The organism is Candidatus Magnetaquicoccus inordinatus (assembly GCF_004217665.1).
Lineage (GTDB): Bacteria > Pseudomonadota > Magnetococcia > Magnetococcales > Magnetaquicoccaceae > Magnetaquicoccus > Magnetaquicoccus inordinatus.
In genome coordinates this window covers 1-14,311 of the sequence record NZ_RXIU01000079.1, presented here as the reverse complement: position 1 = coordinate 14,311, position 14,311 = coordinate 1, and the positions used below count along the sequence as shown (strand labels likewise).

At 55.9% G+C, this 14,311-nt stretch carries 17 protein-coding genes; 7 read left to right on the top strand and 10 right to left on the bottom strand.

The window, feature by feature from the left end:
• Window positions 1–364, bottom strand: a 364-nt coding sequence (locus EJP87_RS07675) for an AAA family ATPase (RefSeq protein WP_153188667.1), incomplete at its 3' end; no start/stop codon positions are given.
• 151 nt (window positions 365–515) lie between these two features.
• Here EJP87_RS07675 and EJP87_RS07670 point away from each other — a divergent pair.
• The gene (locus EJP87_RS07670; protein ID WP_227657520.1) at window positions 516–1,379 is read left to right on the top strand and encodes an NAD(+)--dinitrogen-reductase ADP-D-ribosyltransferase; all 864 of its coding nucleotides are present in this window, start codon (window positions 516–518) and stop codon (window positions 1,377–1,379) included.
• 76 nt (window positions 1,380–1,455) lie between these two features.
• Here EJP87_RS07670 and draG read toward each other — a convergent pair whose 3' ends face one another.
• Genes draG through nifB form a run of 3 tightly spaced genes read right to left on the bottom strand, consistent with a single transcriptional unit; the run spans window position 1,456 to window position 3,910 of the window.
• Window positions 1,456–2,373, bottom strand: a complete 918-nt coding sequence (gene draG / locus EJP87_RS07665) for an ADP-ribosyl-[dinitrogen reductase] hydrolase (protein WP_193771227.1) — start codon at window positions 2,371–2,373, stop codon at window positions 1,456–1,458.
• The gene (locus EJP87_RS07660) at window positions 2,352–2,939 is read right to left on the bottom strand and encodes a nitrogen fixation protein NifQ (RefSeq protein WP_130471276.1); all 588 of its coding nucleotides are present in this window, start codon (window positions 2,937–2,939) and stop codon (window positions 2,352–2,354) included. The genes draG and EJP87_RS07660 overlap by 22 nt, the downstream gene beginning before the upstream one ends.
• Window positions 2,940–2,950: 11 nt before the next feature.
• Window positions 2,951–3,910 carry a nitrogenase cofactor biosynthesis protein NifB gene (gene nifB / locus EJP87_RS07655; RefSeq protein WP_130471275.1) on the bottom strand — a complete coding sequence of 320 codons (960 nt, stop codon included), beginning with the start codon at window positions 3,908–3,910 and terminating at the stop codon, window positions 2,951–2,953.
• A gap of 321 nt (window positions 3,911–4,231) precedes the next feature.
• Between nifB and nifE the strand changes: the two genes are divergently transcribed.
• From nifE to nifV, 6 genes are read left to right on the top strand one after another with little or no spacing between them, the layout of a single operon-like run.
• Window positions 4,232–5,623: a nitrogenase iron-molybdenum cofactor biosynthesis protein NifE gene (nifE, locus tag EJP87_RS07650; protein WP_130471274.1), complete on the top strand. Its 1,392-nt coding sequence runs from the start codon at window positions 4,232–4,234 to the stop codon at window positions 5,621–5,623.
• Window positions 5,624–5,627: 4 nt separating this feature from the next.
• On the top strand, window positions 5,628–7,007 hold the full coding sequence (gene nifN / locus EJP87_RS07645) for a nitrogenase iron-molybdenum cofactor biosynthesis protein NifN (RefSeq protein WP_193771226.1): 1,380 nt from the start codon (window positions 5,628–5,630) through the stop codon (window positions 7,005–7,007).
• A gap of 1 nt (window position 7,008) precedes the next feature.
• Complete coding sequence (locus EJP87_RS07640; RefSeq protein ID WP_130471272.1) at window positions 7,009–7,554, top strand: NifB/NifX family molybdenum-iron cluster-binding protein; 546 nt, start codon at window positions 7,009–7,011, stop codon at window positions 7,552–7,554.
• On the top strand, window positions 7,551–8,012 hold the full coding sequence (locus EJP87_RS07635) for a NifX-associated nitrogen fixation protein (RefSeq protein ID WP_130471271.1): 462 nt from the start codon (window positions 7,551–7,553) through the stop codon (window positions 8,010–8,012). The genes EJP87_RS07640 and EJP87_RS07635 overlap by 4 nt, the downstream gene beginning before the upstream one ends.
• A gap of 32 nt (window positions 8,013–8,044) precedes the next feature.
• A complete protein-coding gene (gene fdxB, locus EJP87_RS07630; RefSeq protein WP_130471270.1) occupies window positions 8,045–8,335 on the top strand; it encodes a ferredoxin III, nif-specific in 291 nt (96 codons plus the stop codon).
• 33 nt (window positions 8,336–8,368) lie between these two features.
• Window positions 8,369–9,505 (top strand): homocitrate synthase, encoded by a 1,137-nt coding sequence (gene nifV / locus EJP87_RS07625; RefSeq protein ID WP_130471269.1) that lies wholly within the window; start codon window positions 8,369–8,371, stop codon window positions 9,503–9,505.
• Here the strand turns inward: nifV and EJP87_RS07620 are convergent.
• The 6 genes from EJP87_RS07620 to EJP87_RS07600 form a co-directional block, all read right to left on the bottom strand.
• A complete protein-coding gene (locus EJP87_RS07620) occupies window positions 9,502–10,923 on the bottom strand; it encodes an efflux transporter outer membrane subunit (protein WP_130471268.1) in 1,422 nt (473 codons plus the stop codon). The two genes, nifV and EJP87_RS07620, sit on opposite strands and share 4 nt — an antisense overlap.
• Entirely contained in the window at window positions 10,920–11,891 is a 972-nt protein-coding gene (locus EJP87_RS07615) for an efflux RND transporter periplasmic adaptor subunit (RefSeq protein WP_130471267.1), read from the bottom strand. Before EJP87_RS07615 ends, EJP87_RS07620 begins: the two co-directional genes overlap by 4 nt.
• Entirely contained in the window at window positions 11,881–12,624 is a 744-nt protein-coding gene (locus EJP87_RS07610; protein WP_130471266.1) for an ABC transporter ATP-binding protein, read from the bottom strand. Before EJP87_RS07610 ends, EJP87_RS07615 begins: the two co-directional genes overlap by 11 nt.
• A gap of 3 nt (window positions 12,625–12,627) precedes the next feature.
• Window positions 12,628–13,839 carry an ABC transporter permease gene (locus EJP87_RS07605; RefSeq protein ID WP_130471265.1) on the bottom strand — a complete coding sequence of 404 codons (1,212 nt, stop codon included), beginning with the start codon at window positions 13,837–13,839 and terminating at the stop codon, window positions 12,628–12,630.
• Entirely contained in the window at window positions 13,790–13,966 is a 177-nt protein-coding gene (locus tag EJP87_RS17745; protein ID WP_193771225.1) for a hypothetical protein, read from the bottom strand. The genes EJP87_RS07605 and EJP87_RS17745 overlap by 50 nt, the downstream gene beginning before the upstream one ends.
• A gap of 51 nt (window positions 13,967–14,017) precedes the next feature.
• Window positions 14,018–14,311, bottom strand: a 294-nt coding sequence (locus EJP87_RS07600) for a DUF4351 domain-containing protein (protein WP_227657519.1), incomplete at its 5' end; no start/stop codon positions are given.

Sequence of the window (14,311 nt, the reverse complement as noted above, 5' to 3'; positions counted from 1 at the left end):
ATCTCAGGATCGAGTCGATCATACCAGCTCCTGGGAATCGCCTCCAACCCATAACGCGCTCCCGCCAGCATGCCGGCACACCCGGTTCCGGGCCACCAGACTCGACGCAGCGCACACCACCAAATCCGGTTTTCAACACATCAGAGAGCTCCAAATCCTCGATGCTGCCGGCTTCGGCGGCCAATTGCATGATGGCATGTTGCGCTTTGGCGTGCAGAATCAAACGGGTGGAGTCGGCTTTGGGGTCGCAACCGACGATCATCACCTTTTTTTGCGCCTCTGCCAGCGCTGCCACCAAATTTTGCGTGGTTGTGGATTTACCGATACCGCCTTTACCATAAATTGCACATTGCCGAATGGCCATCTTGATGATACTCCTTGCTTGAGTGGGACGGCATGCTTGCGCCGTGGGATGCAAGAGTATGGGCATGTGCTGTGCCAGTTATTGTGCAGTGCACAAAACGCTGATTTGCATCAACTATTTTTCTCTGCACTCTCTCCGGTTCAGGTACGTTATGCGACAGCAAGTGAACAATTGTCTGGAAATGGACAAGCGCAAGGATTGGCCGGTCTTTGCCGAATCCCGCTTATTGTTCAATCGCTGCAACCTACCCTCTTGGGTATTGGGCAGTTTAAGTTTTCAACGCCATCCGCAAGCTTTGCAGTTGGATGGGGTGCAAGAGATCCATGCTGATCTGTTTCGGCGTCTGCAAACGCTTCCGCAAGCAGAGCAGCGCATGCAGCAGTTTATGGATTATATGGTGGTCTATTTTGCGCTGCAGAGTCCCGAGCAGGCTGGTTTTCACGCGGGTATCCGCATTCGTCGCAACAAAGCCGATTATCTGCGCATGTTGCGTGGTTGGTTGTTTGATGCCGACAGTCGGGAAGGAGCGGTGTTGAAGGGGTGGGTAGCCTCACGTTTTGGCCTGTTGCCTCGCTATCATGCCGGCCCATTGGCCGATCAGGAGGGGGAGAGCTATCGCCACTATCTGCAGATGCAAAGCGCCGGACTCTACAACACCCACGCTTTGGAAGGACAGTTGGATCTGGTGTTTGGCTATTGTCAATATGAGCTGGCGCAGCGCCACCCTCAGCAAACACATCTTTGTTTGTATCGAGGAATCAACAAGATTGGCAGCCATGACATCGTCGAGCGTCTGCAGGGCAACCGTTTATGGGTTTTGCTCAACAATTTAAACTCGTTTACCAGCAACCGTGAACGCGCAGAAGAGTTTGGTGACGCTGTTTTGCAGGTGGAGGTACCCATCAGCAAAATCTTTTTTTTCAACAGCCTGCTGCCAGGCATCCTCAAAGGTGAAGAGGAGTATATGGTGATCGGGGGGATGTATGAGGTGCAACAGTTGCGGCATCCCCTGTGAAGAGTGCCGCCTTTGTAACGAGTGCCTTGTAAAGGGTGAGCAAAAGAGCATTTTCTCCTTGGCATACCCCTGATTGTTACAGTTCCAGCAACGCCAAAGCCTGGGCAATGCAGCGCTCTGCAATCTCAGGATCGAGTCGATCATACCAGCTCCTGGGAATCGCCTCCAACCCATAACGCGCTCCCGCCAGCATGCCGGCTATCGCTCCCGTGGTATCGGCATCGCCACCGCGATTGACCGTTTCCACCAAACAGGATTGCAAAGAATCGGTATCGACAAAAAGCTCAAAAACCACCCGCAAACTCTCCACAATATAGCCGGAGGGGTTGCCCAAAGGACGGCGACGACGAAAGGCAAACTCTTCATATTCGGCAAGCAACTGCGCGATTGGTCCCTGCAGCATCTGTGGCAGATCCGCCCCCTGCAACGCCATGCGCAGCATGCGCGCAATACATAAACTGCCCGCCTCGGCCAACGCATTATGATGGGTGAGGCGTCCCTGCACCAACAACGCCTGCGCCATCTCTGTCTCCGGCCGCTGATAATAACCCAAAACTACCGGCAACAAACGCATGCAGGAGCCATTGCTGGCGCTCTGTTCGCTATAGGGCACCTCCGTCTCGCCAGTATTGCGAAAATGGACTATACCTCGGCGTACCGTGGCACCAATATCTACCGGTTTGCTGCGCATCCATTGGTCAAACGCCTGGGCCGCCGCCAGCCCATCCACCCCGCCCGTCTGCAAAATAGACTCCCCCAAGGCCAGGCTCATGGTGGTATCATCGGTCACCTGTCCAGGCTTAAGCCGCAACCATCCTCCACCTGTCAACTGCTCATGACGCCCCATAGTGGCCTCTATCTCGCGCGGCGTCATAAACTCCACCGTCGCCCCCAAGGCATCACCAATCGCCAAACCCAAATAGGCGGCGACAGCTCGCTGTTGCAACAGACTCCACTGCCGCGCCCGACGGCTTAATGTTCCGGTCCGAAACACGGCTCATAATCGCTGCATTCAGTACAGGAAGGAGCCTGACAGATGCGCAACTCCTCTTGTTCACAAAGCTGCTTGTAGAAAAATTTTTTCCACTTCATATCCCGATCATTCTTGATAGCCAGCGGCCGAAAATAGCCATACAACAGCTCCGATAACTGCTGGCGTGATCCCAAGCCCATATCCTGCCAGAGATGATTGTTGCCTAAACAAGAGTGGGCAAGCAACTGCGCCAACCAACTGCTCTCCGACTCCCCTTTGCTGCTATGGGCCATCAACAACCGATAGATCTCCTCCCACTCCTGCTGACGCCGTGGATCAAGCGCCCCCAACAGGGGAATACCGGTTAAAAAACCGGGGGGATGCAGCACCTCCCCTTCCGTGGTGCGCAAGGCCCCCTCACTGGGACAGATCTCCGCACACTGCTGCCGCTCATGATAACCGGTGCACAAACAACACAACTCTGCATCTATCCGCAACTGCCCTCCCTGCTGCACAATTGCTGTTACCGGACAAAGATCCACACAGGCATAACAACCAATACATGCCGCGCTCATCTGCATCGCCATCGCTCTTCTCCCTAACCCATCCGTGCCAGACGCGGGCTGGCTGTCGCTGAAAGAGGCAGACTCTGAATGGGAATGGCCTGCCTGGGCATGAGCATCCCCACCGCATCGGCGCGACATTGCTGACAGTGACGCATCAGCCGTATCGAACCACTGCAACTGGCCCGCGCCGCCTGCAACTGCGCCTCATCCGCTCCGCGAATCCCCATCACTCCATAATAGCTCCCATGTTCTGGCTGACTGAGCAAAGGCATGATGTTATGGCTGAAAGCCCCAGCCTCGCTGACCCTATGGTTGATGGCACTGATCTGAGTATCGTTAACACCTGGAATAAGCACCGTATTGATCTTTACCAAACAGCCGTGCGCCACCAAGGAGTGTAGTCCGCTCAACTGCTGTTCGAGCAGGATACGGGCAGCTTCCAGGCCGCGACGACGGCGCTGTTTCCAAAACAGCCATGAGTAGATCTCCGCACCCACATGGGGATCCAACGTATTGATGGTGATGGTAAAGTGGCGTATCTGCAGCCGCAGCAGGCTGCGCAGCGCCTCCGGCAAGGCCAAACCATTGGTGGAAAGACAGAGTTGCAGCTCTGGAAAATGGTGCTGTATCAGTTCACAGGTTGCCAAAACCCGCGGCAGATTGGCCAGCGGATCACCGGGACCGGCGATTCCCACCACACGCAGTTGTGGCAGACGGGCTGCCACCGCCTGGGTATGGCGCAACGCCTCTTCAGGAGTCATCAGTTGCGAGACCACACCAGGACGCGATTCATTGCTGCAATCAAATCGGCGATGGCAATAGCGACATTGCAGATTGCAGGCTGGAGCCACCGGCAGATGCAGGCGTGCTGCATGCTGGGCAGCCTCTTCGGAAAAACAGGGATGTTGCAGCGACTCCGATGCCGCAGAGCGCCGGTACGCCGGAGCACAATCTCTATCCTGGCCATTCTGAGAGGGGGTTTGACTGCACATGTGATCACCTTTCCGGGTTGTAGTCTGTTTACTCCCCGTTCAGCAACCGCCATGCCTTTTTAATTTATTACGTAAAAACAAATCACTATCCAAAAACGCCTCCCCAATCTTTCCGGTTTGTACGGCCATTGTCGCAAAGCGAACACAACCTGCCCGACAAACCTGTCCCTTGTGTGCGAAAGCTGCCAAAAGCAAACCTGCAAGGGGTACACTGTGCGACACTATATCATTATTTATTTATAAATCATGCAATTAAATAATGGCATATCCTCTGCACAAAGAAGAGCATATCCCACTTGTCGGACAAGGAAAGGGCAAACAATGCGCAAAGCAGAGATAGCACAACTCATGGTCGAACCGGCCTGCCCAGAGCATCATGCAGATAAGGTCGGTTGCGCGCGCCTCAAACCGGGAGCTGCCGCCGGTGGCTGCAGCTTTGATGGCGCACAAATCACCCTGTTTCCCATCACCGATGCCGCCCATCTGGTGCATGGACCAATCGGCTGTGCAGGCAGCTCCTGGAATGGACGCGGCTCTCTCTCCAGCGGACCGGATCTGCACCGCCTGGGGCTGACCAGCGACTTGAGCGAACAGGATATTATCATGGGCCGCAGCGAGCAAAAGCTCCTGTTTGCGTTAAAAGAGGTGGTGCAGCAGTGGCACCCGGCAGCCATCTTTGTCTACCAAACCTGTGTAACCGCCATGATGGGCGATGATCTGCAGGCTTTGTGTCAAACTGCCAGCAAACAGTTTTCCCTGCCGGTGATCCCGGTGGATGCCGCCGGTTTTTATGGCAGCAAAAATCTGGGCAATCGTATCGCCGGAGAGGTGGCCTTGCACAAGGTGATCGGCAGCAGAGAGCCCGATCCTCCACCGCACCGCGAAGGGATGCGGGTGCATGATGTCAATCTGGTCGGCGAGTTTAACATTGCCGGAGAGTTTTGGCATGTGGCCCCGCTGTTTGATGAGTTGGGATTACGCATTCTCGGCACTCTCTCTGGTGATGTGCGTTTTCGCCAGGTGCAGAGCATGCACCGGGGCAAAGCCACCATGCTGGTCTGCTCCAAGGCTCTGATCAATGTGGCGCGGGGGCTCTCTGAGCGCTATGGCATCCCCTGGTTTGAAGGCAGCTTCTACGGCATCCGCGACACCTCCGCAGCCTTCCGGGAGTTTGCCCGTCTGTTGGCAGATCCAGAGTTGAGCGAGCGCACCGAGCAGCTCATCGCTCGCGAAGAGGCGGCCATCCAGCAAGCGCTGCAGCCCTGGCGCCAACGACTCACCGGCAAGCGGGCTGTCCTCTACACCGGCGGAGTCAAATCCTGGTCGGTGATCTCGGCACTCCAGGAGTTGGGTATCGAAGTGATGGCCAGCGGAGTCAAAAAATCCACCGAAAAGGATAAGACACGCATTCGTGATCTGCTGGGAGAGGATGCCCAGTTGATCGAAGAGGGCAATCCGCGGCTGTTGCTGGAGAGCTGCCGCGCTCATAAAGCCGATCTGTTGATCGCCGGCGGTCGCAACCTTTATACCGCCCTCAAGGCTAGAATCCCCTTTTTGGACATCAACCAGGAGCGGGAACATCCCTATGCCGGCTATCGGGGCATGCTCAACCTGGCGCAACAGTTGGTGCAAACTTTGGAAAGTCCCATTTGGGAACGGGTGGTCAAACCGCCACCCTGGATCGACAATCACCCCAACAGCGGCTGGAGATAACAAGATGGGACAACTTTTGCGCAAAAAAAAGGCGTTGACCACTATGCCCATCAAGGTCGGTCAGCCGGTTGGTGCCTCACTGGCCTTTCTGGGAATGGCAGGAGCCATCCCTCTCCTCCATGGTTCGCAAGGGTGCAGCGCCTTTAGCAAAGTTTTTCTGGTGCGCCACTTTCGCGAACCAATCGCCATGCAGACCACCGCCATGGAGCAGATTACCACCATTATGGGCTCCGATGGCAATATCAGCGAAGCCTTGCACACCTTGTGCAGCAACAATGCTGCCCGCCTGATTGGGTTGATCAGCACCTCTCTCTCGGCAGCGCAAGGCAGTGAAATGGCCCGTGTGATCAAAGAGTTTCGTGCCGAACATCCGGCCTGGAACCATGTTCCGATCATTCCCGTAGAGGCGCCCGATTTTACAGGCAGTCTGGAGAGCGGTTTTGCCGCAGCGGTCAAAGCGATGATCGGAGAGTTGGTGCCGGTCGTGCGCCCGGTCAGCAAAAAAGAGACGGCGCAAAAACGGGTCAATCTTCTGGTCGGCAGCGCCTTGACGCCCGGAGATCTGGAAGAGCTGCAGCAGATGCTGGCTGATTTTCAACTGCAAGCGCTGATACTGCCTAATTTGGCCCACTCCCTGGATGGTCATCTGGCCCGCGAAGAGTATTCACCCCTCTCTTTGGGAGGCACCGACTCTGCAGATCTGCAACGCCTGGCCGAGGCGGAGATCACTCTGGTGATCGGTCACTCCCTGGAAGAGGCTGCCGACCTGCTGAAACAGCGTACCGGAGTGCCCGATGTGCGTTTTGCCAGCTTGATGGGGATGGATAGCACCGATCATCTGCTGACCATTCTCAGTCGGGTCAGCGGCAAAGCGGTCCCTGCCAACTGGATTCGTTATCGAGAACAGTATCAAGATGCCCTACTGGACAGCCATTTTCTCCTGGGACAAAGAGCCATCGCCATCGCCTGTGAAGCCGATCAGTTGCTGGGTTGGCACGCCTTGTTGCGTGAGGTGGGAGCAGAGATCCCGCTGGCTGTGGTCCCAGTGGCGACCGCCGCCCTGATTAACGAAGGTCCAGAGGTGATACGGGTCGGAGATCTCTGGGATGTGCAACGCTGGGCTGGCGAAGCAAAAATTGACCTGTTGATTGCCAATTCGCAAGCCGAAACGGTCGCCCAACAACTGCATATACCTCTGCTGCGGGTGGGCTATCCCATCCACGACCGTCTGGGCGCTTTTCGCCAGTGCCGTATCGGTTATCGCGGTGGACGCGACTCCCTGTTTCAACTGGCCAACCTGTTGCTGGAACAGCGCACCCACACGCTGTCACCCTATATTTCCAGCCTCAGTGACCCCTCCCTGCCGGCCACAGGAGCCGCCTGATATGGTAAGCGATACGCGAATCCTGCATATTCATGACCCGCATCGTCTGGAAAACGGCAGCTCCATAACCTGGCGGGTGGCCTTCGCCAGCGATGACCTGAGCACAGTCAACCAACATTTTGGTCTCTCCAGTGGCTTCAATATCCACTCCCTCTCGGAATATGGCCACCAATTGATCACCGTCGTGCGCATGGGAGAGGAGGATATGCTGGCCCATGCGCAACGCCTGCACAAACGTATGGCTCTGTTGCAGGGGTGTGACCTGCTCTATTGCGTGGCCATCGGTGAGGCTGCACGGCAACAGTTGTGGGAGATTGGTATTGTCGCACTCACCGTGCCGTCAGGGACAGCCATTGTTCCACTGCTGGGCCGCTTGCCCTCCCCGCTCTTTTTGCCCCATGCGCGTCGGCAGCAAGCGCTTCCCAAAGAACAAAAAGAGGACCATTTTGCTGCCATCTTGGGTGGACAGTGGGAAGAGGAGCCGCAGTCCCTATCCCACCACAACCCTCAGCTTAGCAACCCATTTGCCAAAGGAGATCTACCATGACCCACACTGTTTCGCTGCTGGAAGAGCATGATCCACTGTTGCAAACCGATTTTTGCCAGGAACTGGTCCGCCAATTGCGGGTGACAAGCGGCTCAGAACAGCGTAGTGCAGCTCAACTCCTGGAGCCTTTCTTGGTCAGTGCGGCGCAAAAACAGGCCATCCCACTCTCCTGTGCCGTCGCTCCGCAGATGGTACGCCGTCTGGAATGTTTCTATAATACCATTGCCGTCTTGATCGAAAAGGAGTGTGGTCTGTTGTCGCGCTGCTTTCTGCTGCTCAATGAAGAGGGCTTTGGTACGGTATTGATCATTACCGGCAAGTTGGTGGTAGTGGATCGGGTGGTACGCGATTTGGGCCGTTTTGGCTTCAGTGACCTCTCCCGACTGAAAGATGAGGCGGATAAACTGTTATCCATTGCCCTGCAGCGGATTGGCGCCTATCCGCAAGTGGCCGCCTGAATGAGAGTGAAAAGTTCATGGATGCGGCATGGATGACCAGTACAACCAGAAATGGAAACCTATGGATACCGGAATATCTGCTGGCTCTGGATCACAAACGCTGTATCGGTTGCGGGCGTTGTTATAAAGCCTGCTCCCGTTCGGTCTTGGCGCTGGTGGAGCGTGAGTCGTTGCACGCCAGCGAAGAGGATGAAGAGGATGGTTTTGCCGATGAACCACGCATGGTGATGACCATCGCCAACGCGGGAGATTGTATTGGTTGCGGGGCCTGTGCTCGGGTATGCCCGAAAAAATGTCAGACTCACGCCCCACTGGCTGCCTGAAACTGGCACAATCGATTGCTCGGGAGCAACAACATGGCCACACCTTGCACAAGAGCGGTTTTGATCAACGATACCACCCTGCGTGATGGCGAACAGACCGCTGGCGTCGCCTTTACGCTCGGTGAACGGCTGACCATTGCCCAGGCATTGGATGCCATGGGGGTGCCGGGTCTGGAAATTGGTATTCCGGCCATGGGCCCGGAAGAGCAGGAGGAGATTCGTGCCATTGCGGCACTGGGACTACAGGCCGAATTGATGGTCTGGTGTCGCATGTGCCGCAAGGATCTGGAATCCAGTCGCTCTTTACCGGTGCAATGGCTGGATTTATCCATTCCACTCTCCAGACAACAGATCTCCGGCAAACTGCGACAAACTCCTGAGTGGGTGTTGGCGCTGATCGAACGCCAAGTTGCCGAGGCTCGGGCACTGGGTTTTCGGGTCTGCGTTGGCGGCGAGGATGCTTCGCGGGCGGAACTTGGCTTTGTGCAGCGGGTGCTGGAACAGGCAGAGCGGGCCGGAGCAGAACGTTTTCGCTTTGCCGATACGTTGGGCATCCTGGAGCCGTTTACGGTATATGAACGGCTGCGCACCCTGCGCCAGGGAAGTGATCTTGATCTGGAGATGCACGCCCATGATGATTTGGGACTGGCGACTGCCAACACCCTGGCTGCCATTCGAGCCGGTGCCACGCATGTCAACACCACGGTCAACGGTCTGGGAGAGCGCGCCGGCAACGCCCCACTGGAAGAGGTGGCAGCAGGCATGAAACATTTTTTTCAGATGGAGAGCGGAATCAAACTCAACCATTTTCCTATGTTATCACGCCTGGTGGAACAGGCATCGGGCATTCCCCTCAGCGAGCTGAAAAGTCTGGTCGGCAAACGGGCTTTTCGCCATGAATCAGGAATCCATGTCGATGGCCTGTTAAAAAACAGAGGCAACTATCAGGGCATTGATCCCAGAGAGGTGGGACGCCGACATGATGTGGTACTTGGCAAACACTCTGGACGACACAGCATCGAATGGATCTTTGCCGCCATGGGGATCCAACTCTCTCCCGAAGAGACCGCTCAGGTGATGCAGAGTCTGCGTGGCTATGCCCGGCGCCATAAACGCTCTCCTGCCACCAAGGAGCTTTTGGCAATCTATGCCCAAATTTCCCAGCACTAAGGAGCCTTTTCTGCCCGCCATCCTCCTCCCAACGCCTTGTAAAGAGCAATACCACTGCTCAAACGCAACCGTTGCATCTCCAAGCGCTCCAGCTCCATGGCCATGACCTGGCGCGCCAACTCCAAAGGCACCGAAAAATCGCTCATGCCACGTTGATAACGTACTTGCGCCAACTTGAGCGCCTGTTGTTGCGCCTGCAATGCGCTCTGCAACAATCGATCCTTATCCACCGCCTCCTGATGGCGCAACAAACCCTTTTCCACCTCTTCGATTGCCTCTGCCGCCGCTTTTAGCCAAGCTATCCGCTCTTGATCTCTTTTTGCCTCCGCCACCGCCACCGCCGCAGCCAGAGCCTCACCATGAAAGATCGGCCATTTCAGTTGCGGCCCCGCCTGAAAAAAACGACTCCCCGGAGAAAACAGCGAGGCAGAGGCCACCGAGAGAGTTCCCACCGTCGCTGCCAAACTCAACTCTGGCCACTTTTCTCCCTCGGCAACACCAACTCGGGCATGCGCTGCACGGGCTTTGGCCTCTGCTGCCTTGAGGTCGGCACGACGCTCCAGCAATTCCGCCGGCAACAGCTCCGGCAAGGGGGGCACTTGCGCCGGCAAAGGCTGGCTTGAGAGCTCCGTACCCAGCAAAGCATCGGCCTGGGCACCGGTCAAAATGGCCAAACGACGCAATGCCACTTCCGCGGCCGCACGGGCTGCAGGCAGACGCGCCTCAATCTGCAGCGCCTGATCCTCTGCCCGATGCCGATCCAACTCTGGATTGAGTCCGGCTTGGACGCGACTGATCACCAGTTGCAGCAGGGTGCGACTGATCGCGGCCTGTTGCTGCAAAAGGGCTATCTGCTGATGGGCCAACCGCCAATCACAGTAGGTAACCGCCACCTCCGCCGCCAAGGTGATCTGTAACGCCTCAAGACCTCGCTCCATTGCCACCGTCTCTGCTTGCGCCGCCTCTCGTTCCAGATGCTGACGCCCAAACAGATCCCATTCCCATCGGGCATCAAAGCCCACCTGATGCAAGGTGACCGGATTGGCTAAACCATACAAAGGCACCCGATTGTTTTCAGAGATCCGGTCGCGCAGCACTGCAGCATTGGCATCCAAAACCGGTTGCTCTCCCCCACCCACCATCCGTTGCTGGGCACGCGCCTCTCGCAGTCGCGCCAAGGCCAGTTGCAGATCATGATTGGCCAGCCAACTCTGCTGGATCCACTCCAGCAATTGTGGATCCTGCCAACTCTGCCAAAAATCATGCTCCTGCTGCCGCTCTGCCTTTTCTCTCTGCTCCTGCGGCAACGGCACACTCCAGGCAGTGGGAGGTGCCACCTCTGGGGGTTGCCAGGGAGTACCCAATACGCTACAGCCACTCAAAACCATTATGGGGAGAAGGCGCCACACCCTGTTCATGATTGACCAGCTCCGCCTGCACTGGCCGCATCAATAAACACATCCAACTGCTGACCCACATAAACCGGCAGCTTGCCCCGTTCAAAGGAAAATATGACCTGCAACACCCGGGTATCCACCCGTTCCGTGGAGTTGCCGGTCAAAGATTGTTTGGGAATCACCAACGGCTCCACACGCACCCACTGCAAAGGAATCTGCAGCGCTGCATTGCCGCGCAATCGTGCCGTGGCTTTGCCGCCGTGCGGCAATCGCCAGGCATCACTCTCATCAATATCCACACGCACATGCAGTAGCGATGTCTCTCCCAACACCACCGCCGCCACAGCAGAGTTGCTGGCAGACAGCAGTTCTCCAGGACGAATATTGACCTGCAACACCTCGCCGGCCAGGGGAGCGCGAATGTGCAATCGCTCCCGCTCTGTCTCTGCAGCCTGCACTTCCGCATGCGCCTGGCGCAGTGCCGCCTCACTGCTGTTGACACGCGCTCTGGCTACGGCATCCGCACTCTCTCTTTTTTGCACCTCTTCGCGAGAGACCGCACGGTTGTCACTCAACCCCTTGACCTGTTGCAATAAAAAACGGCTTTCGATGGCAGCCGCCTGCGCTTCGACAAGACGGCTTTCTGCCACCTGCAGTGCCGCCTTGCGCACGGCAATCTCTGCGACAATCTGTCGTTCATCCAGTTGAAAGAGCAACTCTCCTGCTGCCACCCGTTGTCCAGGCTGTACCGCAATCTGCTGCACAATACCCGGCAGCGGGCTGGCAAGAGCAATATTGCGGCTGCTGGCCTCTATCAATCCGGCTCCGGCCACGGTGCTGGCATAAGGGGATGCGGCAGGTTGTGCTGCAGGAGGAGCCACCGGCAAGGTTTCGTCACCGGCAACCACCGCATAGATCATCATCGCCATCCCGGTCAGACTGAGCAGTGGTACCAGAATACGACCTGTGCGACCAATACTATGCGACATGCAGCGACTCCTTTATCAGCGCGGGAGAGTTTTCGGCAATATGGGTAATCAAACCATCTTCGATATGGGCGATGCGATCGGCAAAGGGAAAGATACGGGCATCATGGGTCACCACGATCAAGGATCTGTTGGCAGAGGTCGCCACTCTCCGCAACAACTCCATCACCTGATGACCGGTGTGATGATCGAGTGCCGAGGTAGGTTCGTCGCATACCAACAAGGGGGGTTGATGAACCAACGCTCTAGCAATGGCAACCCGTTGCTGTTGCCCACCCGACAATTGTGCTGGCAAAGCCTGGATGCGCTCTGCCAAGCCAACCCGCTGCAACATTTCGGCAGCCTGCTTGAGAGCTTGGCTGCGGGGCAGCTTTTGCACCAGCAAAGGAATAGCCACATTTTCAGCAGCAGTCAGGGTAGGAAGCAAGTTATAGGCTTGAAAGACAAAACCAATCTGTTTACCGCGCCACTGCGTTCGTGCTGCCGATGCCAAAGTCAACAGATTTTCCCCCAACACCTGACACTCTCCCGCGCTGGCATCCAAAATACCGGCTATGACCGAAATCAACGTGGTTTTGCCACATCCAGAGGGTCCAACCAGCATCATCAACTCCCCTGGATAAATATCCAGATTGATGCCACGTAACGCCTGAACCTGATTTTCTCCTGAGCCAAAATTTTTGCGCAACTGCCGACAAGAGACAACCGGTGTGCCACTGGTAGAGAGAAGAGACATGGCTTACCCTTTGAAAACGACTGCCGGTTCCAGGGCAAACACCCGACGCAAGGAGAACCAGGAGGCCAACAGAGAGACCAAAAGAATAGCCAGGGCAGTGATGGCGGGAATCTGCCACGGCATGCTAAAGGCAAGACCGGCAGAGCTCATCAATAATCCCAATGCCGAACCCATTCCCACCCCGATCCCATATCCCAAAACCGAGACCACCGCGACCTGCAAAAAGAGCATCCCGGCCAGGGTGCGATTGCTTACCCCCATTGCTTTCAGGGTGCCATAGTGACGCAGATTATCGAGGGTAAAGTTGTAAAAGGTCTGACCCGCCACCAGGGAACCAATGGCAAAACCAAGCAGAATGGCAAATCCAAAATTCATCAAGATACCGGTCTCATTGAGAATATAATCAGCAGTAAGCTGGATAAACTCCTCGTTGGTACGGGCAGCCAAGCCGGTTCGCTGTTGCAATAGCGCCCGCGTCTGCTCCAGAGAGGCGTCGGGAAGCAGTTTTACCATCACATAAGAGAGCAGATTGCGATCTCCTCCGGCAGCAAAGGTCAGAGCACGGCTATAGGTGGTGTAGAGAACCGGTTCCCAAAAAAAGCTGGTTCGGGAGCGATAGGATCCGGCAATATAGGCTTGATGATCCATGATGGAGAAGGTATCCCCCACCTGCATGGGACGATTGCCGCCATTTTTCATACGCAACTTTTTGGCGCTGGTTCCGGCATCGATGAAAACAGCGCGATCACGGCGCAGATCGGTCAGTGCACCTTCGACCATGAGTGGCGGGGCACCCGTCAAGCTGGAGTCATCCAGACCGACCAGGATGAGGGTAAAATTGGTACCATCGGGCATTCTGGCGCGCACAAAGCCTTGGAAAAGCGGCACAGCCCATTGCACTCCTGGGGTACCGCGCACCGTGTGCACCATAATCTCCCGCAGCGGAATATGGTCCTGAGAAAAGCGCACTTGCGGATCCATTATCCACAAATCTGCTTGCGCAGTATCGCGGATAAAAGCACCAGTCTGTTTGGTAAAACCGACCAGGATCGAGGCTTGTTGGGCAATCAGCATGGCCGCAAAGGCGATACCAGCAATCAGACCAAAATATTTCAGCCGGTCTCCCAGTAACATTTTCAAGGCGATGGCATACACAATAACAATCTCACTCTTGAACAGGGGGGATGCACCGTCCATGGGAGTGGTGTTGATCATAGCAGCTCACCTGTTCCAGGGAACGATAGGCAGCCTCTCCCATCTCCCGACTGGTGCAAGCAGAGAGCATCACGCAAAAAGCAAGCAAAACATAAGCCAAGTACTGTTTATTGATGGTGTGCAACATGCTCAAATTCTCTCCTTACCGAGAGTGCAGAAAACAGGAGTTCAACAAAAATCAGGGACCATTGCTATCCGCAAATATCTCCTCCACTGCTGTAGCATCGAAAATCCGTTCTGTCCAAAGTTGCAATTGCTCCAAAGATGCCTCCGCCAGCAAAGCGCTGATCGATTCTGGCAGCACAGCAAATCGCCGTTGCAACAGACGCAGCAATAGTGCGGCTGCAGCCTCTTGCTTGCCTTCCATACGGCCTTTTGCCAAACCTTCCTGTATCCCTTTTTCCATGCCTGCTTGGAGACCTTTTTCCATGCCTGCTTGGAGACCTTTTTCCATGCCTGCTTGGAGACCTTT

What these genes read in the sequence shown, in the direction of transcription:
- nifE (WP_130471274.1), top strand. Translation starts at nt 4,232, where the DNA reads ATGCGCAAAGCAGAGATAGCACAACTCATGGTCGAACCGGCCTGCCCA.
- nifB (WP_130471275.1), bottom strand. Translation starts at nt 3,910, where the DNA reads ATGTGCAGTCAAACCCCCTCTCAGAATGGCCAGGATAGAGATTGTGCT.
- fdxB (WP_130471270.1), top strand. Translation starts at nt 8,045, where the DNA reads ATGACCAGTACAACCAGAAATGGAAACCTATGGATACCGGAATATCTG.
- EJP87_RS17745 (WP_193771225.1), bottom strand. Translation starts at nt 13,966, where the DNA reads ATGTTGCACACCATCAATAAACAGTACTTGGCTTATGTTTTGCTTGCT.
- EJP87_RS07620 (WP_130471268.1), bottom strand. Translation starts at nt 10,923, where the DNA reads ATGAACAGGGTGTGGCGCCTTCTCCCCATAATGGTTTTGAGTGGCTGT.
- EJP87_RS07670 (WP_227657520.1), top strand. Translation starts at nt 516, where the DNA reads ATGCGACAGCAAGTGAACAATTGTCTGGAAATGGACAAGCGCAAGGAT.
- EJP87_RS07660 (WP_130471276.1), bottom strand. Translation starts at nt 2,939, where the DNA reads ATGGCGATGCAGATGAGCGCGGCATGTATTGGTTGTTATGCCTGTGTG.
- EJP87_RS07635 (WP_130471271.1), top strand. Translation starts at nt 7,551, where the DNA reads ATGACCCACACTGTTTCGCTGCTGGAAGAGCATGATCCACTGTTGCAA.
- EJP87_RS07605 (WP_130471265.1), bottom strand. Translation starts at nt 13,839, where the DNA reads ATGATCAACACCACTCCCATGGACGGTGCATCCCCCCTGTTCAAGAGT.
- EJP87_RS07640 (WP_130471272.1), top strand. Translation starts at nt 7,009, where the DNA reads ATGGTAAGCGATACGCGAATCCTGCATATTCATGACCCGCATCGTCTG.
- nifV (WP_130471269.1), top strand. Translation starts at nt 8,369, where the DNA reads ATGGCCACACCTTGCACAAGAGCGGTTTTGATCAACGATACCACCCTG.
- EJP87_RS07615 (WP_130471267.1), bottom strand. Translation starts at nt 11,891, where the DNA reads ATGTCGCATAGTATTGGTCGCACAGGTCGTATTCTGGTACCACTGCTC.
- nifN (WP_193771226.1), top strand. Translation starts at nt 5,628, where the DNA reads ATGGGACAACTTTTGCGCAAAAAAAAGGCGTTGACCACTATGCCCATC.
- EJP87_RS07610 (WP_130471266.1), bottom strand. Translation starts at nt 12,624, where the DNA reads ATGTCTCTTCTCTCTACCAGTGGCACACCGGTTGTCTCTTGTCGGCAG.